Source organism: Streptococcus sp. 9903 (genome assembly GCF_013276625.1).
Classification (GTDB): domain Bacteria; phylum Bacillota; class Bacilli; order Lactobacillales; family Streptococcaceae; genus Streptococcus.
The window spans coordinates 24,492-41,275 of record NZ_VMLI01000002.1; the positions used below are offsets into that span (position 1 = coordinate 24,492).

The 16,784-nt window shown below is 41.8% G+C and carries 28 protein-coding genes; all 28 read left to right on the forward strand.

Features of this window, described 5'->3' with window-relative positions:
* Positions 1 to 11: 11 nt before the first annotated feature.
* The 28 genes from HT696_RS01425 to HT696_RS01560 all read left to right on the forward strand — a co-directional run bounded on the left by HT696_RS01425 (position 12) and on the right by HT696_RS01560 (position 16,563).
* The gene (locus tag HT696_RS01425; RefSeq protein ID WP_023948059.1) at positions 12 to 407 is read left to right on the forward strand and encodes a hypothetical protein; all 396 of its coding nucleotides are present in this window, start codon (positions 12 to 14) and stop codon (positions 405 to 407) included.
* Positions 404 to 760, forward strand: coding sequence for a hypothetical protein (locus HT696_RS01430; protein WP_173283159.1), 357 nt, complete (start codon positions 404 to 406; stop codon positions 758 to 760). The genes HT696_RS01425 and HT696_RS01430 overlap by 4 nt, the downstream gene beginning before the upstream one ends.
* Positions 757 to 1,248: an HK97 gp10 family phage protein gene (locus HT696_RS01435; RefSeq protein ID WP_173283160.1), complete on the forward strand. Its 492-nt coding sequence runs from the start codon at positions 757 to 759 to the stop codon at positions 1,246 to 1,248. Before HT696_RS01430 ends, HT696_RS01435 begins: the two co-directional genes overlap by 4 nt.
* Entirely contained in the window at positions 1,238 to 1,654 is a 417-nt protein-coding gene (locus HT696_RS01440; RefSeq protein WP_015973663.1) for a DUF6838 family protein, read from the forward strand. Before HT696_RS01435 ends, HT696_RS01440 begins: the two co-directional genes overlap by 11 nt.
* Positions 1,647 to 1,817 carry a hypothetical protein gene (locus HT696_RS01445; protein WP_173283162.1) on the forward strand — a complete coding sequence of 57 codons (171 nt, stop codon included), beginning with the start codon at positions 1,647 to 1,649 and terminating at the stop codon, positions 1,815 to 1,817. The genes HT696_RS01440 and HT696_RS01445 overlap by 8 nt, the downstream gene beginning before the upstream one ends.
* Positions 1,817 to 3,130 (forward strand): phage tail sheath family protein, encoded by a 1,314-nt coding sequence (locus HT696_RS01450; protein ID WP_173283164.1) that lies wholly within the window; start codon positions 1,817 to 1,819, stop codon positions 3,128 to 3,130. Before HT696_RS01445 ends, HT696_RS01450 begins: the two co-directional genes overlap by 1 nt.
* 13 nt (positions 3,131 to 3,143) lie before the next feature.
* The gene (locus tag HT696_RS01455; protein ID WP_015973666.1) at positions 3,144 to 3,608 is read left to right on the forward strand and encodes a phage tail tube protein; all 465 of its coding nucleotides are present in this window, start codon (positions 3,144 to 3,146) and stop codon (positions 3,606 to 3,608) included.
* Positions 3,609 to 3,623: 15 nt separating this feature from the next.
* On the forward strand, positions 3,624 to 4,028 hold the full coding sequence (locus HT696_RS01460) for a phage portal protein (protein WP_023948071.1): 405 nt from the start codon (positions 3,624 to 3,626) through the stop codon (positions 4,026 to 4,028).
* 194 nt (positions 4,029 to 4,222) lie between these two features.
* Positions 4,223 to 6,469, forward strand: coding sequence for a tape measure protein (locus HT696_RS01465; RefSeq protein WP_173283165.1), 2,247 nt, complete (start codon positions 4,223 to 4,225; stop codon positions 6,467 to 6,469).
* A gap of 13 nt (positions 6,470 to 6,482) precedes the next feature.
* Positions 6,483 to 7,175 (forward strand): phage baseplate protein, encoded by a 693-nt coding sequence (locus HT696_RS01470; RefSeq protein ID WP_173283167.1) that lies wholly within the window; start codon positions 6,483 to 6,485, stop codon positions 7,173 to 7,175.
* Complete coding sequence (locus tag HT696_RS01475; protein WP_230529166.1) at positions 7,175 to 8,140, forward strand: hypothetical protein; 966 nt, start codon at positions 7,175 to 7,177, stop codon at positions 8,138 to 8,140. The genes HT696_RS01470 and HT696_RS01475 overlap by 1 nt, the downstream gene beginning before the upstream one ends.
* Positions 8,140 to 8,442, forward strand: a complete 303-nt coding sequence (locus tag HT696_RS01480) for a DUF2577 domain-containing protein (protein WP_015973671.1) — start codon at positions 8,140 to 8,142, stop codon at positions 8,440 to 8,442. The genes HT696_RS01475 and HT696_RS01480 overlap by 1 nt, the downstream gene beginning before the upstream one ends.
* A gap of 2 nt (positions 8,443 to 8,444) precedes the next feature.
* Positions 8,445 to 8,837: a DUF2634 domain-containing protein gene (locus tag HT696_RS01485; RefSeq protein WP_173283169.1), complete on the forward strand. Its 393-nt coding sequence runs from the start codon at positions 8,445 to 8,447 to the stop codon at positions 8,835 to 8,837.
* Complete coding sequence (locus HT696_RS01490) at positions 8,827 to 9,954, forward strand: baseplate J/gp47 family protein (RefSeq protein WP_173283171.1); 1,128 nt, start codon at positions 8,827 to 8,829, stop codon at positions 9,952 to 9,954. Before HT696_RS01485 ends, HT696_RS01490 begins: the two co-directional genes overlap by 11 nt.
* Entirely contained in the window at positions 9,954 to 10,547 is a 594-nt protein-coding gene (locus HT696_RS01495) for a putative phage tail protein (protein WP_173283173.1), read from the forward strand. Before HT696_RS01490 ends, HT696_RS01495 begins: the two co-directional genes overlap by 1 nt.
* Positions 10,540 to 10,815: a hypothetical protein gene (locus HT696_RS01500; RefSeq protein WP_173283174.1), complete on the forward strand. Its 276-nt coding sequence runs from the start codon at positions 10,540 to 10,542 to the stop codon at positions 10,813 to 10,815. The genes HT696_RS01495 and HT696_RS01500 overlap by 8 nt, the downstream gene beginning before the upstream one ends.
* Entirely contained in the window at positions 10,808 to 11,353 is a 546-nt protein-coding gene (locus HT696_RS01505; protein WP_173283081.1) for a hypothetical protein, read from the forward strand. The genes HT696_RS01500 and HT696_RS01505 overlap by 8 nt, the downstream gene beginning before the upstream one ends.
* A gap of 1 nt (position 11,354) precedes the next feature.
* Positions 11,355 to 11,753, forward strand: coding sequence for a hypothetical protein (locus HT696_RS01510; protein ID WP_173283175.1), 399 nt, complete (start codon positions 11,355 to 11,357; stop codon positions 11,751 to 11,753).
* 8 nt (positions 11,754 to 11,761) lie between these two features.
* On the forward strand, positions 11,762 to 12,163 hold the full coding sequence (locus HT696_RS01515) for a hypothetical protein (protein ID WP_173283176.1): 402 nt from the start codon (positions 11,762 to 11,764) through the stop codon (positions 12,161 to 12,163).
* 12 nt (positions 12,164 to 12,175) lie between these two features.
* Entirely contained in the window at positions 12,176 to 12,853 is a 678-nt protein-coding gene (locus HT696_RS10565; protein WP_205380599.1) for a hypothetical protein, read from the forward strand.
* On the forward strand, positions 12,846 to 12,998 hold the full coding sequence (locus HT696_RS01525) for a hypothetical protein (RefSeq protein ID WP_173283178.1): 153 nt from the start codon (positions 12,846 to 12,848) through the stop codon (positions 12,996 to 12,998). Before HT696_RS10565 ends, HT696_RS01525 begins: the two co-directional genes overlap by 8 nt.
* 10 nt (positions 12,999 to 13,008) lie before the next feature.
* On the forward strand, positions 13,009 to 13,287 hold the full coding sequence (locus HT696_RS01530) for a hypothetical protein (RefSeq protein WP_049512689.1): 279 nt from the start codon (positions 13,009 to 13,011) through the stop codon (positions 13,285 to 13,287).
* Positions 13,288 to 13,302: 15 nt separating this feature from the next.
* Positions 13,303 to 13,779 (forward strand): hypothetical protein, encoded by a 477-nt coding sequence (locus tag HT696_RS01535; RefSeq protein WP_173283180.1) that lies wholly within the window; start codon positions 13,303 to 13,305, stop codon positions 13,777 to 13,779.
* 6 nt (positions 13,780 to 13,785) lie between these two features.
* Positions 13,786 to 14,106, forward strand: coding sequence for a hypothetical protein (locus tag HT696_RS01540; protein ID WP_173214578.1), 321 nt, complete (start codon positions 13,786 to 13,788; stop codon positions 14,104 to 14,106).
* A 5-nt stretch (positions 14,107 to 14,111) separates the two neighbouring features.
* Positions 14,112 to 14,894: a hypothetical protein gene (locus tag HT696_RS01545; protein WP_173283182.1), complete on the forward strand. Its 783-nt coding sequence runs from the start codon at positions 14,112 to 14,114 to the stop codon at positions 14,892 to 14,894.
* Between the two features lie 8 nt (positions 14,895 to 14,902).
* Positions 14,903 to 15,259: a hypothetical protein gene (locus HT696_RS01550; protein WP_173283184.1), complete on the forward strand. Its 357-nt coding sequence runs from the start codon at positions 14,903 to 14,905 to the stop codon at positions 15,257 to 15,259.
* A gap of 15 nt (positions 15,260 to 15,274) precedes the next feature.
* On the forward strand, positions 15,275 to 15,604 hold the full coding sequence (locus HT696_RS01555) for a phage holin (protein ID WP_173283186.1): 330 nt from the start codon (positions 15,275 to 15,277) through the stop codon (positions 15,602 to 15,604).
* Between the two features lie 2 nt (positions 15,605 to 15,606).
* The gene (locus HT696_RS01560; RefSeq protein WP_173283189.1) at positions 15,607 to 16,563 is read left to right on the forward strand and encodes an N-acetylmuramoyl-L-alanine amidase family protein; all 957 of its coding nucleotides are present in this window, start codon (positions 15,607 to 15,609) and stop codon (positions 16,561 to 16,563) included.
* Positions 16,564 to 16,784: the final 221 nt, after the last annotated feature.

Consider the following 16,784-nt stretch of genomic DNA (forward strand, 5'->3'; position numbering starts at 1 on the left):
GGTAACAGAATATGATTCAAGAATTGAAACAAGACAACACAATGTACTTGATCTCATGCGTTCGGAAAATGCGTCAGGATAATTATTTCAAAGATATGGAAGTTCTTCACTACGCTTTGACCCAAGCAGAAAACGAGATTTTGAATTATATTCACCAAGACAGTGTGCCTGGACGTTTAGAGAACGTATGGATAGACATGACCAACGACTTACTGGACAAGGTCAAGGAGCAAAGCGTTCTTGCTGAAAAAGCAGACGCAGACGACTTTTCGGTTAAGAGTATCAAAATGGGTGATACGACAATCGAGAAGGTTAGTCCTTATGAAATGATTCAACGAATGAAACAAGTGCCGTCATCACTTGACCGTTACAAGCGTCAGTTGAATCGTTTTAGGAAGCTACTATGACCGAATATGCTAAGACAGTCTTTGATTCCTTGTATGACTGTAAAATGACGGTTAAAGGTTATACAGAGCAAGAGATAGACGGTTTGACCAGTATGTCAGAAAGCGTGCTATTAGAGGACATTCCTTGCAGGATTTCGCAAATGAGCAATAGTTCAACGAACGGGAGCGACTATCAAGCTAACGGCTATGATATGAAACTCTTTTGCTCCGTTGTCTATGATATTCCTGCAGGTTGCAAGATTGAGGTGACTGATAGAAATGGGCACGTTAAAGTGTTTACACGGTCTAATGTGCCTATTGGTCAGTATTGGTCACATCAAGAAATTGCTATAAAGCTAGAGGGCAAGTCATGAGTGGCAGTTTTGATTATCGTAGTTTCGCTAAGTTTGCTAACAACTTCAACAGGAATGCGAGTCATGCGAAAGTAGACCTATTTATGAGACAGACCTTGAATTACGAAGGCACAGAACTAAAATCCAAAGTGAAAGAGAGAACGCCTGTTGGTGTTTATACGGATCATTGGGTGGAGTTCACTACCAAAGATGGCAAACACGTCAAATTTTGGGCAAGTGCTCATGGTAAACAGGGCGGAACTTTGCAAAAAGGCTGGTCTAAAAGCCATATTGAAGTATCTGGACGGACTTATAAGCAGAAAGTTTATAACAAGGTCTACTATGCCCCACACGTTGAGTACGGGCATAAGACGGTTAATGGTGGCTTTGTTCCAGGGCAGTTTTTCCTTCATAAAACGGTTGAAGATACTAAAAGCGATATGGAAAATCGTGTCCGTGATAAGTATGATGGATTTATGAGAAAGGTAGTGTTAGGAAATGGCAAATAAAGGCTTTCGGTTAGTCGAGGAGTTAGTTAGTCATATCAAGGGGTTATATCCTGACATCAGGATTTATCTGGACGAAGTAGAGCAAGGTTTTAAAGAGCCTTGTTTTTTTATCCATGTGGTCGATACTAAGTACACTCCAGAAGCTAACAAGTATGTGAAAGTACGTTCTAAAGTGGATTTGTCTTATTTTCCTCCTAAGAAAAAGCGTAGCGAGTGTTTAGCAATGCAGGAAGAATTGAGTTATAAACTCTTGCACTTGCCGACGATTCATTTATTTGACCGTCAGTATGAAGTGGTTGACAACGTTCTGCATTGTATTTTTAACGCAAGCACACGCTTGAAGTTAGAAGAGGAAGATATCAAACAACGTGAATTGAAAGTGAAAGAAGAGGTAAAAGATGGATAATGTAGACGGAATTGTGTTCCCTACTGCGGACATTTTGGAAAGTAGCGCTTTTACCAACGGAGAAAAAGACATTTTGGGGGCTATTTTAGATCCAGAAAAGTCTTATAGCTTGGAAGAAGCAAGAGCAAAACTAGAATATGAACTAGGAAGGAAGATTAACTAATGGCAGGTGGAATTTGGAAACGCCAAAATAAAGTAAGACCAGGTGCTTACATCAACGTCAAATCAAAAGACATCGCAATGACTCGCCTTGGCGGTGACGGTGTCGTAACAGTACCGTTGGCACTCAGTTTCGGTGAATCAAAGAAATTGATGAAAATCCGACGTGGTGAAGACCTATTTAAGAAGCTAGGTTATGAGCAAGAAAGCCCACAGCTTTTGTTGCTGAATGAAGCATTCAAACGTGTTAGTGAAGTCTTGCTTTATCGTCTAAATACGGGCGAAAAGGCGAACGTAAACCTTTCGGACAACGTAACGGCTCAAGCTAAATATAGCGGTGTCCGTGGGAATGACATTACAGTAACGGTCAAAACAAACGTAGACGACCCAAGTTCATTTGATGTTGTCACATTCCTTGATACAGTGGTCATGGACTCGCAAACTGTAAAAGTCTTGGCTGATTTGAAAAACAATGATCTAGTTGAGTTTTCAGGAACAGGCGAACTGCAAGCGGTGGCTGGTGCTAAATTGACTGGTGGTACTGATGGTGCAGTCTCAACCCAAGACTACTCAGAATACTTCAAAGCGCTTGAAACAGTTGAATTTAACTATATGGCCTTACCAGTAGAAGACGCTTCTATCAAGAAAGCAGCTATCAACTTCATCAAACGTATGCGTGAAGATGAAGGACTTGGCGCTCAATTGGTTGTTGCGGACTCTGACGCAGACAGTGAAGCGGTAATCAATGTTAAAAATGGCGTTATCTTGTCTGATAAGACAGTTATTGATAAGACTAAAGCGACTGTTTGGGTTGCAGCAGCAAGTGCAAATGCTGGCGTTGAGAAATCATTAACTTATGAGAAGTACGAAGACTCTGTTGATGTTGTGGGTCGTTTGAGCCATACAGAGACAGAAGATGCGCTCTTGAAAGGGCAGTTTGTCTTCACTGCTCGTCGTGGCCGTGCGGTAGTTGAACAAGATATCAACTCACACGTCAGCTTCACGATTGAAAAGAACCAAGATTTCCGTAAGAACCGTATCTTGCGCACCTTGGACGATATTGTGAACGATACTCGTTATGCTTTCTCTGAGTATTTCCTTGGAAAGGTAAGCAACAACGAAGATGGACGCCAAGCGTTCAAAGCGAACCGTATTCGCTACTTCAAAGACCTTGAAGCTCGTGGTGCTATTGAAGACTTCAAAGTTGAAGACATCGAGGTACTCCGTGGTGAGTTGAAAGAGTCTGTAGTGGTTAATGTTAAAGTGAAACCAGTAGACAGTATGGAAAAACTGTACATGACAGTTACAGTAGAGTAAGGAAGGAGATAGTATGGCTTTTTTAAAAGGTCGTGACGTAATCAGCGGTCAGGAAGGTACCGCTTTTATTCACATCGACGGAAAAAATGAGTTCATGTTCTATATCAAGGAACTTGAAGCAACAGTTAAGAAAAACAAAGAAGAAGTCCGTACCCTTAACAAACGTGGTACGCAAGTGAAGGCGACTGGTTTCAAGGGTGAAGGTAAGATGACCATCTACGGTGTCACTTCAACATTCAAGGAAATGATGTTGGACTACATGAAGAATGGTCGTGATACATTCTTTGATATCCAAGTGACCAATGACGATGCGACAAGTTCAATCGGTCGTCAAACAACTATCTTGCGCGAATGTAACCTTGATGAAGTTGTGATGGGTCAACTAAAAGTTGAAGAAGATTTCTTGGAAGAAGAAGTCAACTTTACTTTTGAAGATGTGGATATCTTGGAAAAATTTAATGCGCCTAAATTAGGTTAGAAAGAGGATAGATAAATGGCAATTTCAGACTTTTTACTAGAAAACGTTCAGCAGGAAGAAACAAAGGAAGTACACCTTAAGCGTTTCAAATCTCCTTTTGTCATTCGCAGTATTGACGAAAGTCTAAATGATACATTGAAGAAACGTGCGACAATCAAGAAGAAAAACCGTCAAGGTGTGGCTATTCCTGAGTTCAACAACGATAAGTACATTGACTCTTTAATGTCTGCCTGCGTTGTTACGCCAGACCTGAAAGACGCTCAACTACAAGAGTCTTATCGTACTGTTGGTGACGAAGCAGCAACCTTAAAAGCTATGTTGAAGATTGGGGAATATGCTACCCTAATGCAAGAAATCCAGTCGCTTAACGGATTTGATGAAGATATCAATGATCTTGTTGAAGAAGCAAAAAACGACTAGAGGACGGGGATGCAGAGTTGAGTTATGCTTACTACTGTTTGCATCAATTCAACTGGACTCCGTCCTTTTTGGATAGCTTATCCAAGCGTGAGAAAGCCTTGATTTTTGCCTTTATCGATATCCGAGTAGAGGCAGAAGAAAAGGAACACAAAGAGATGGAAAGAAAAAGCAAAGGAAGGAGGAAACGGTAGAAGATGACTACATTAATGCAAACACTGGCGCTTAGAGATAATTTCTCAAGCCCTTTAAACAGAATTAATAGTACGATTAACAGGACTATTGCTAAGTTCGGCGAGTTGGACAGACGTGTTAAAAAAATGACACAGACTGCAACGATTAAAGTCAAAGCAGATATGCCTAAGAATTTAACTGCGCCTAAAACTTCTAGCCCTGTAGCGCCTAAAATGGCTACACCTGTCACTCCTAAACTTCCTTCGGCTGGGCCTCTTGTTGGTGGCTTAGGTCTTGCTACATCTATGCTTGGTCGAATGACTTCTATTTCTCGTGCTTTGAATTTCATGGTGGCTATTCAAGCCTTGAGGCAAATGGCTAATTTAATGGGTGGTCTGATTAAGTCAGGCGATGAGTATATCCAGACCATGGCAAGGCTTAAGACGATAGAAGACGGAACTAAGACAGGCCAAGAACTTCAAGATAGTATCATGGCAGCAGCACAACGCTCAAGGACTGGCTTCGGTATCATGGCAGACTCAGTGGCTAAACTACGCTCACAAGCTGGAGAAGCCTTTAAAAGCAATGATGAAGCTATTGCATTCGCTGAACAGTTGAATAAGCTGTATAAAATCGGTGGTGCAAGCTTAGAGCAACAAAAAGCAGGGACGCTTCAAATCACACAGGCGCTTGCTTCAGGGGTTCTTCGTGGTGATGAGTTTAACTCTATGATGGAGAACGCTCCGCTTGTTGCCCAAAAACTAGCTAGACACCTTGGCGTTAGCGTTGGTCAACTGAGGGCAATGGCTAAAGATGGTCAATTGACTGGAGATACTCTTAAAAACGCTTTGCTTGGTTCAGCAGTTGAGACAAACGCTGAGTTTGCGAAAATGCCGATGACCTTTGCCGACATGATGACTCAGATTGGCAACGTAGCTTCATACGCATTTCAGCCTTTAATTCAAGCATGGCAAGAGTTCATTAATAGTACCGCTGGACAAAACTTCATGGCAGGTTTAGAGACCGCTATGTTTGCGATTGGCCAGATAGCGTTATGGCTCTTTAATCTCTTTGTTTCTGGTTGGAACTGGGTTACTGAGAATATCAATATAGTCATGACTGCATTAATACTTCTTGCAGCAGTTGCTCTTATAGCAGGTGTAGCAATGTTTGTAGCAGGTTTGATGGCAGGAGCTCCTTGGGCTTGGCTGATGCTGATACTGATAGGTGTAATTGGGATCGCGCTCTTAATCGCTACAGCTCTAAACGCTATGGGGATTTCATTCTTAGACGTTGCAGCTGCTATCGTTGCAGCCTTTGTCTTTGTCGGAACGATTGTTTATGACATTATTATGTTCGTTATTAATCTTGTCATGTATATGATTGCACCGATTGTAAATTTCTTCATAGCCATTTATAACATTGGTGTAGCTATTGCAGAGTTTTTGAGAAATGTCTTTAAGCACCCGATTTATTCCATCAGAAAGTTATTTTATAATCTTATTCGAACTGTATTAGATTATTTTGCTTCGTTTGTTGATGGGGTAGTCAATGTAGCGCAATCTATCGGTAATGCTTTTATAGCTGGAGCAAACATGGCTATTAAAGCTATCAACTGGATCATTGACGCTTTAAATAAAATACCAGGAGTGAATCTAGGAAAAGTTGGCGAAATGGGCTACATGTCCAATGACGGTAGTTTTGCCAATGGTATTCGTGCGATGGGAGAGATGTTTAATCCGGGAGAGGCTCCTGATGATTATGAATCTTTTGATGGCATGCGTGCTAACATGATAACTCCAGGCGGTTTGTGGGATGGGATGAAAAATCCTTTTTCAACTGCTGGCAATGCTTTTAGTGGTACTAAGGCTTTTGGTCAAGGCGTTGGTGATGCTATGCAAGGCTTCGCTGATAAGATGAAAGGTCAAGATGAACTTGCTTCTAAATTTGACCAAATGAACCAAACACCGGCAGGGGCTGGCGCTCCTTCTGGTGGTGCTGGTGGTCTTGGCGACAAGCTAGGCAAAGGCAAGAACATTGGTAACGTCGGTAAGATTGAAGATGAAGTCAAGCTGAAAGACGAAGATATCAAGATGATGCGTGATGTTGCAGAACGTAAGTACATCATTGATTACCAAGTTCTAACACCTCAAGTTAGCGTCAATTACGAGTCTAAAAATAGCGCTACTGAACAGGATATCAATGATCTAGTTGGTAAGATTGAAGATAAGATTGTCGGTTTGGTCAATAGTGACCTAGGAATTGCGTAGGAGGTAACAAGAAATGGCGATTGGTATTTTTGTGGAGTACAAAGGTCAGGTCACACAACTTCCTGTCAATCCAGAAGAGCTAAAAACGAAGAATAGCGCCAATAACGAGTCCACAACGAGTATTGCGCTAGGAGAAATAACCCAGATGAGTTTTCCTAAACTTTCTGAGGTTACTTTCACTTCGTTCTTCCCTAGAGACACTTTCCGCTCTTATGTCCTGAATAAATCAGGAACGCCTGAAACCTATGTCCGACTCCTAAAAAAAATCATGGACGGGAAAGAACCTTGTCGCTTGATTATTTCTGGCGTGGGTATCAATATGCTTGCGACAGTTGAGAATTTTGAGCAACAAAGAAAAGCTGGTATTCATGAGGATGTTTACTACGACATCACTTTTAAAGAGTACAAGATGGCCAAGGCTCGGTTTGTAAAAATCGAAAAGAAGGTATCAGAGGAGAAGAAAGCTAGTCAACCTCAGAAAGAACAAGCTCCCTCGACTAAGAAAGAAGTGACTATCGGTGCAAAGGTGCTCGTCAATGGGCAGCTGCATAGAGATAGCTACGGAGAAGGGCCTGGTCAAACTGAGTCCAACGCAACTAGACTGGTCAATTATATCAATATGAAAGGGTCGCATCCTTATCACGTTACTACGCTTGATGGCGGTTGGCGTGGTTGGGTTACTGCTGATTCGGTACAAGTCCTATGATGGAATTTCTGATTCAAGATGTGAATGACGGTAAAGTCTTTGATATCACTGAGTTGGTCGGAGGTGTCAAATGGGAAACCAGTATTGATTTTCAGCCGGGAAAACTTGAGTTTGATATGATTATAGACTCGCAGGTTGCTTGTAACTTTGGGGATGTTATCCGCTTCAAAGTAGATGATAAAGGCATTTTTTACGGAAAAGTTTTCAAGAAAAAGCGGAAATCAGCTAAGAAATGGTCGGTTACTGCTTATGACAGAATGAGATATCTGAAAAACACTGACACAATCGTGTTTGAAGCCTCTAAAAGTCATGAAATCTTCAGTAAGATTTGCGAAATATCAGAACTTGAGTACAAAGTTGTTGATGAAGGTAACTGGACGTGTCCTGAGAAAATCGAAGATAAGAAAACTTATTTTGCGATGATCCAGAACGCTTTGGACTTAACTTTGATTCATGGTGGCATGTGGTACATCATCAGAGATAACTTTGGTACAGTCGAGCATATAGCCTTAAATTCGCTGATTACTGACTTAGTGATTGGAGATGATAGCGTAGCTACAGACTTTGACTACGAAGGCTCTATCGATGATAGTTACAACTATGTGAAGCTGACTAAAGACAACAAGCAGAGTAAGAAGCGTGAAGTTTACGTCGTGAAAGACTCTAAGAATGTTGCTCTTTGGGGCAAGTTGCAGTACCACGAAAAAGTGGATGAAAAGATGAATGAGAGTCAGATTCAACAAAAGGCTGAACTCTTATTGAAAGCTAAGAATCATCCTAAAAAGACCTTTAAAGTTCCTTGTTTAGGACATCTTGGAATCAGTGCAGGCAACAGTGTTGTACTGGATTTTGCTGATTTAGAGTCTGAAGGGATTAAGAAGAACAGTCTTGGCATCATCTCTAAATGTACCCACAAGTGGGATAAGGTGCATACAATGGATTTAGAATTGAGGACGCTGGAATAATGGCAGGAGAGTTATTAGCACGCCTTTTGGCGCAAGGAGTAGATGATGGGACAGACAGGACAGATATTGTTTTTGGCTCTGTCACATCTGTTTCTCCTTTAACAATCAAGGTTAATAATAAACTTGAAATCCCTGAGTCTTTTTTAGTTCTAAGTCCGATGGTTAAAGAACTACGCACTGGAGATACTGAAGGGGACAACAAGAGATGGATTGTTTTTCGTGATCTTGAAGCAGGAGACAAAGTCTTAATGATTAAAGCCCAGAACGGGCAATTATACTACGTTTTACAAAGGATGGAGTGAAGATGGTAGATATACGAAATATTGAAGAAGTTGTTTTGCCATCCTACACTTATCAAGTGAAAAATGGCAGAATACACGGATATATTGACGGCTTAGAAGCCATGAGGCAAGCTGTTGAAAAGATTTTGCTTACAGAACGGTTTGAGTGGGTGATCTACTCTTCGAACTACGGAGTAGAATTGGATCGCTTGATTGGAAAGCCTTATGATTTTGTAAAAGCTGACCTTGAGAGAACAATTTCTCAAGCCTTGTTAGTTGATACAAGAATTAAAAGTGTTCAGAATTTCTTTATCGAGCAGCAATCCAAGGACAGCTTGCTTTGTGTCTTTGAAGTTCATACCATATCCGGTTTATTTAAAGTTGAAAAGGAGGTGACGCTGATTAATGATAGGTGATTTCTTAGAAAAATATACGTTTGATTATCTGATGAATGACGCTCTTTCTCGTGTCAATGAAAATATTGATACACGGGAAGGTTCTATCATCTATGACGCATTAGCGCCTGCTTGTTACGAGTTAGCTGGTTTTTATTTGCAGTTGAAAAATCTACTGCTAGATACATTTCCACAGACTGCTATTGGGCAATACCTAGACTACAAGGTGGAAGAGTTCGGTCTACATCGTTATCCGTCAAAAAAAGCGGTACGCTTTGCGGAGTTTAAAAACGAGAGAAAAGAAGGCGTACAAATCGCTTTGGGTTCTCGTTTTGCAACAATTGACGATGCTGCACTCATCTACAAGGTGGTTCGTGCAACTAATGTAGCTGGTAAGTATGAAGTAGAGTGTGAGACAAGTGGTGTTGTCGGAAATCGCTACTATGGTAATATCTTGCCCTTGGAAAACTACAGAAACCTAGCTACTGCAGCCTTAGGGGAAATCGTTACATCTGGGCAAGATGAAGAGACCGACGATGAATTGCGGAAGCGTTTCTTGATTTACGTCAATGAGAAGCCGTTTGGCGGTAACTTCATCGAGTACGTTCAGCGTGTTCGTGAAATTGACGGTGTTGGCGCAGTTCAGGTTTATCCAGTTTGGAATGGCTCAGGAACGGTTAAAGTGGTTGTTTTAGACAATGACTTAAACTTGGCATCTACTGAGACAATCAAGAAGGTGCAAAATGTTCTGGATCCACTAGAATATACTGGAAAAGGCGTTGGACTTGCTCCTATCAATCATCGTGTGACGGTTACGACCGCGACACGTTTCCCGATTGATATTGAGTTTAAACTTGAGTTGATGACAGGATATCAGCTAAATCAAGTAAAAGAACTGGTAGACAAGGCTCTAGACCAGTATTTCTTAGATTTGAGAAAGAACTGGGCGCAATACTCAGATGTCAACACCTACAGCATGAAAATCTATCGCTCGCAGTTAATGGCCAAGTTACTGACCATTACAGGTATCGCAAACGTTGATAAGATGAAATTGAACAACCGTGAAGCTGATTTAGCACTTGTTTTTACAGGACAATTACAACAATTGCCGTATAAAGGAACAGTGAGGACGGTTTAATGGTAAAAGAAGTAAACTTATCTGAATACGTTCCAGATTACTACGAGGGCGTCAAGGATATGAAAGAACTAGTTCGGGTTGAAAATGCTCTGTTTAAAGACGGTACTATCTCGTTAGAGCAGTTCATCAAGAATCAGTTCATTATGCTCTGCGATGTTCCTACGTTAACGAAATTTGAAGAAGTCTACGGAATTGTTGCTCACGCTGACGACACGTTGGAGTGGAGAAGAGAGCGCGTTTTACTGCGGATCAATATGAGACCACCATTTTCATGGTGGTTTTTAATTCGCAAATTGGACGACCTTTTCGGAAAAGGAAAGTACAAGGCTTCAGTAGATTTCGCTAATCAGGTTTTACTGATTGAGTCCGGTGCAGAAACGAGCGGACTTTTCAGAGAGTCAGTTATTTTTGTCAATGCAATCAAGCCAGCAAATATGGGATATACACATATCCCGACAGTAACAGAACGAGTCAAGCTGAAAGAACGGTTATTCAATACGTCAGTAGACTTTGCTAGAGTTGGTTATGCAGTTGTAGGCGTGACACCTTTTGAGTATGAAGGGCCACAAGAGGAGGTTTTATTCAATGATTAAAGAAGCGTTACTAAATACAGTTACAGAAACCGTACTAGCTAAAATTAACAAAGCAAGATTGAATGACAATCAGATTGTGACGATACAGAAGCAACGAGAGCAATATTTTGTTTTGATTGATTTCTTGGTACCAGACTCAATCAGAGAAATCAACAAGATTGAGTTGTTAGACGCTTCAAATGTCCCTCAGTCTGTCATTGATGTATACGTTCCGATTGAAACAACGACACGATTCAAATATAGACTGGAGGTGCTAACAGATGGCTAAAATCTGGAGATCAAGAGATATTATCGGCGCTGAGGATGCGCAACGATGGGAAAACAAAGCCGACGCAACCCATCGACACAAGGTTGCAGACATCGATGGTCTTGAAGCGATTATCGGCAACCAAACAACAAATAAAGCGAATCAAGCAGACCTTACTGCTCACATTCAAAACAAAAACAACCCACACAATGTCACTAAGCAGCAAGTCGGCTTAGGAAACGTTACGAATGTGGAACAGGCAAGTAAGCAGGAGTTCAACTCTCACGCAACTAATCGCAACAATCCGCACGGAGTAACGAAATCCCAAGTTGGTCTAAGTAACGTAGACAACGTAAGACAAGCAAGTTATGAGTCTGTAGAGGCTTTAAAGCGTGAGTTTCAGGAGCATGAAGATAGACTAAATGCTATCGAGTATATGTTCTTGCAGAATGACTTCACTGCTCCGATTCGTACGGAAGACGGTACAGAACATACCTTACTTGCGGACGAAAATGGTCATGTGATTGTCGCAGATTGGAAATATAGAATGGAGGTATAATATGGCAGTAATTAGTACACAGACACGAAAAGTAACTGACTTGCCACAAACATATCAGGTTAATAACTCGGACAACATCATGATTCATGATGGCCGTGGGTTGAAAAAAGTGTCTGTGCAGACTTTCAAAAACGGAGTGAGTCCAACTCCTGCAACAGCAACAGCTGGGTCAAACGGAGTTGTCAGACCGGATAACTCGACGATTACAGTCGATAGTTCGGGTGTCTTGCGAGTAAACAGGTCGGCGCTTGGAATTCCAAGTACACCGTCCGAAGTGATCGCGAATAAATTTGTAAACCAAAACGGAAACCAGCAAATGAAGTATTGGTACGGGTCGAAAGCCCAATATGAAGCAGTTAGAACCAAAGACCCTAACACAATCTATGATGTGTATGAGTAGGTGATGCTATGGCTATAAGAGAAGGAATCTATGTCGGAGGACATGAGATTATAGAACGATATGTCGGAAGTAAGTTAGTGTGGCAAAAATGGCGATTTTTAAAACGTTTTAGTAATTTAAAAAGCGCAATTATTTATTCATATTCATCTAATACGGTTGCTGTAGATGGAAATTTCATAAGTTTAGCAAGTAGTTTCGATAGTGAAAACAGAAAACTTAAACTTATTAATTATAGTAATTATGACACAGAGGTCTTCTATGCGAATCGAGTTTATGTATACACAAGATACTCAGGTGAAAGCAATTACATTGCAGATAAACAATTACATATCGAGTTCGACAGCAACCAAGAAGCTTCGGATTTCAAACAACGCTATCATTCTGGAACAATAGATATTTATATTAGATAGGAGAAAATTAACATGGAATTTGTATTAGTAAATAAATTTTTTAGAGTTGGCAAGACGGAAGTCTCTATTCAATGTGACAAGCCGTTTACTTTTTTCACTCGTGAATTAGACGGTGATCGATTGGGCGACACGGATGAAACACTCATTGAAGCAGTTAAAGATGTGCTACGAACTGAGTTAGACCCAACAAGCGCTATTGTTAAGAACCAAGAACAATTGGCTAAAACAACTGCAGCACTTGAACAAGCCAACCAGCTTATGGAAGGTATGCAGAAGGTCAGCTTGCATAATACTGACGATATCGAGGAAATCTTTGCACGCTTGGAAGTGCTTGAGAAACACAACGGTATTGATCATGAGCATGAGGACGAAGCAGAGGGACATGAGGAAGCACCTCACGTTGCAGAAACAGAAACAAACCCTGCTGAACCGGCTCCAGTAACCCCACCAGTTCAATCGGAACCACAACCGGCTACAGAAGTGGCTACAAACGGAGTCCCCAACGTGGTCGTATCTGAACCAGCTCCAGCGCAACCGCAACCAACTACTGAACAACCAGCAGCAGAAGCGCCTACACAACCTGCACCAGCAGTAGAACAACCAACAGAAAGCGAGACAGAACATGAAATTTCTACACCGACAAGCGAAGCGAGCACTAGTGAAAACAATGGAGGTAGCAACAATGAGTAAAATTACATTAGACCAAGCTAAAATCGATATGTACATCAACCTGCTGAAACGTAAAGCGATTGACTTTTCATTCGTCAACAAACGCTTCCGAGACCGTGTGCGCAAGGAATTGAAGCGACGTGGTTTGAGCCACTTGGCGAACTAGCGAGGTGTTTATGACAGAGATTGAGCACTTATTGATTCGGTTTCTCTTTTCTCTGATTCCTGTGGTTGTCTTGTACTTTTCCATGAAGGACAGGGCAACCAAACAGGAAAATCGCATTACAGCCATAGAAAAAGATATTGAGAACTTACGCGAATTTCGAATGTCGGCTAACAAAAGGCTGGATAACCATGACGAACAAAACAAGGCTATTCTGGTGCTGGCTGAACAGGTCAAATCGCTAGGTGAAGATGTGAGAGAACTGAAAACCTTGATACAAAGTAAACAGTAAAGAAAGAGGTGCAGAATGGTCTGTAATCTCAATATGACCAATCTCGCACAGATTGACGGCGGTCACCTGATTAAGCAAGGGGACTTGGCTTCTACCTTTGGTTTTGCCCTCTTAGACGAAGACTACCAAGTCATCTCCTCTCTGGAAGGGGAGCAGGCGCTGATCAGTCTGACCAAGGAGGGCTACCAGTGGAAGAAGCAGGTAGCTGTTACCAGTCAAGGTGTGAGTTTTCATCTGGACGCTATCTTGCCCATTGGGAGTTATCGCTTGGAAATCACGGCTGGAGGCTATGTTTTCCCCAGTGATAAATCTGTCCATATCCAGATAGTCGCCTCAGATAAGGAATTGGTCACAGAAGAAGTCCATGCTTTAAAAGAGCTGGATATTGCAAAAGAAGTCGAAAAACAGCTTGCAGGTAGAACTGTAGGCGAGAGCCCAGCAGGTCATGAATTGCCAGACCTGCTCTTTTATTACAATTTAGGAAAGGTGTAACACAAAATGGATACTACAAAATTAACAGCATTCGCGCAGGCAGTGGGGGAAGATAACAAAAAGGTAAACGAAGAGCTGAAAACGAAAGTCAGCACGTCTGACATGAACCAAGCAATTACCCGTGCTAAATCCGAGGTTAAGGCTGAAATCTTGGGTGAGGGAACGCCTGAAAATCTTGATACGTTGAAAGAAATCGCAGAAAAAATCACGAGCATGGGGCAAGACGAAAACGGCGCACTTCTTGGCAAAGTAACTGAAGTCAGCGGACGTGTAGACCAGATTGCCAATGTTGATTTGGTCGCAACCTATAACGCAGCGAAAGCGTGAGTGCTATGAGTAACCTTGAAAATCTAGCAACAGCTATTGGTAGGGATGTCAAGGCGATCAAAGAAGATTCAGAGTTAAAGGATAGGGAAGTCCAGGAAAGACTGGACTCTCTTGAGAGTAGACCGAGAGTCAATCCAGAAACCCTCGTTACAAAAGCGGAGCTGGAAGAGAAAGGCTACTTGACCTCCCACCAAGACTTGTCTACTTATGCCCAAAAATGGGAGTTGTACAATGATATCCCGATCAAGGCTAGGATTTCCGCCTTGGAAAATCGCCCGTCATTTGACAATCTGACCTCCAGCCAGAGAGAAAGCTTAAAAGGGGATAATGGGCATAGTTTAAATGCCAGCGTTCGTATTGAGGGCTCTTATAAGAATGGCTCTACTAGCCAATTGAATCTGTTTGCGGATGTATTCTACGATGGCGAAGCAGTCACGAGTGGCTATACTCTTGATTATTACTACCGTGGTTTTGGGAATAATAGCTGGGGTGTTTTGAGAAATCAAACGCCGGATGCAAATGGTAAATTTGGTCAGTGGAACGCTACTCAGCGCTCTGGTGGCTGGTTCGAAGTCCGCATTGAAGTGAATTATAGAGGATTGAGAGCCTCTGCTTTTACCCATTTGGATAATGTCAACGATGGTGAACGAGGCGCAACGGGGGCGCCTGGTCAGAACATTGTCAATCAGAACGGTTCGCAAGCGCTCAACTATTGGGCAGGAACACAAGCGCAGTACGATGCCCTTCCAACCAAAGACCCTAACACGATTTACGATATTTTTAAGTAGGTGAAGCTATGAGAGATAGAGTAAGAATCATGTTAGGCAATCAGGAGATTGTCAAGCGCTATATTGGCGATAGGTTGGTGTGGGAGGGTTTGAAAAGTGTTACCATAAAAGATGTGTCTCTCTCTTTTTATGAAGATTATCGTATTTGGGTATCTAATAGAGATATAAACACAACTCTTGGAGATAAGAAAATAACAAAAGTAAGAATAGGTGCTAGTGAATTCCCGTTAATCACGACAAATTCGCCGCATATCTCTGAAAGTTCATACATTTTTCATCTAAGTAGCGAAACAATCGAAAACTTCAAACGTGTAGGAGTCACAACGGGCTTTATTCACCGTGATATCACATTCTACTATGAATAAGAAAGGAAACAACACATGACACAATTTAACGAACTCATCATTGCCTTTGCGACAGGCTTTTTGGCAGTAGCAATAGGCAGTATTGTAAAGGCAGTGAAAGACTACCTTTTGCGTAAAGGCGGAGAGAAAGCGGTGATTATCGCTGAAATCCTAGCCAAGAACGCAGTAAATGCCGTTGAGCAGGTAGCTGCTGAAACTGGCTACAAGGGAGATGAAAAACTGGCACAGGCTCGTGCTAAAATCCGTGCAGAGCTGACCAAATATAACATCAGTATGACCAACAAGGACTTGGATACTTTTGTTGAGTCAGCCGTGAAACAGATGAATGACGCTTGGAAGGAGTAGGTATGGATATCGATACAAGCAGACTACGTACAGGCTTGCCTCAAGTCGGAGTGCAACCTTACCGACAAGTACATGCCCACTCAACAGGTAACCGCAACTCAACAGCTCAGAATGAGGCAGACTACCACTATAGAAAGGACCCTGAACTTGGATTCTTTTCTCATGTCGTTGGTAACGGTCGTGTCATGCAAGTAGGCCCTGTAAATAACGGATCTTGGGACGTTGGAGGCGGTTGGAATGCGGAAAGCTATGCAGCAGTTGAATTGATTGAAAGCCATTCAACTAAAGAAGAGTTCATGGCTGACTACCGCCTCTATATCGAACTCTTACGCAATCTAGCTGATGAAGCAGGTTTACCTAAAACGCTTGATACAGACGACTTGGCAGGTATCAAAACGCATGAATACTGTACCAATAACCAACCTAACAACAACTCAGACCATGTTGACCCTTATCCATATCTAGCCAAATGGGGCATTAGCCGTCAACAGTTCAAGCAGGATATTGAAAACGGCTTGACGATTGAGGCAGGCTGGCAGAAGAATGATACAGGCTATTGGTACGTACACTCAGACGGCTCTTATCCAAAAGACAAGTTTGAGAAAATTAACGGCACTTGGTATTACTTCGACGGCTCAGGCTACATGCTTGCAGACCGATGGAAGAAGCACTCAGATGGCAACTGGTACTACTTTGACCAATCTGGCGAAATGGCCACAGGTTGGAAGAAAATCGCTGAGAAGTGGTACTACTTTGACGCAGAAGGTGCTATGAAGACAGGCTGGGTCAAGTACAAAGATACTTGGTATTATCTTGACGGTAAAGAAGGTGCTATGGTATCAAATGCCTTTATCCAGTCCGCAGACGGAACAGGCTGGTACTACCTCAAACCAGACGGAACGATGGCAGACAAGCCAGAGTTCAAAGTAGAGCCTGATGGCTTGATTACGACTAAATAATTTTAAAAAATAAATAGAAAGGAAACTTTCTAAAATGTTCTTTCACCGCAGGCCGCTTGGCTTGCGTTTTTCTATTTTGCAAAAACACGTATTTTGAACGATTAGAAACAGAAATTACAATCCTATTGTTCAAAAAAGTGCTTACTTGAAGAATAGGGACTATATATGCCCCAAAAATATAAAAATAAAATTTGGGGCATTAATGGGGCATAAGTTTAAAA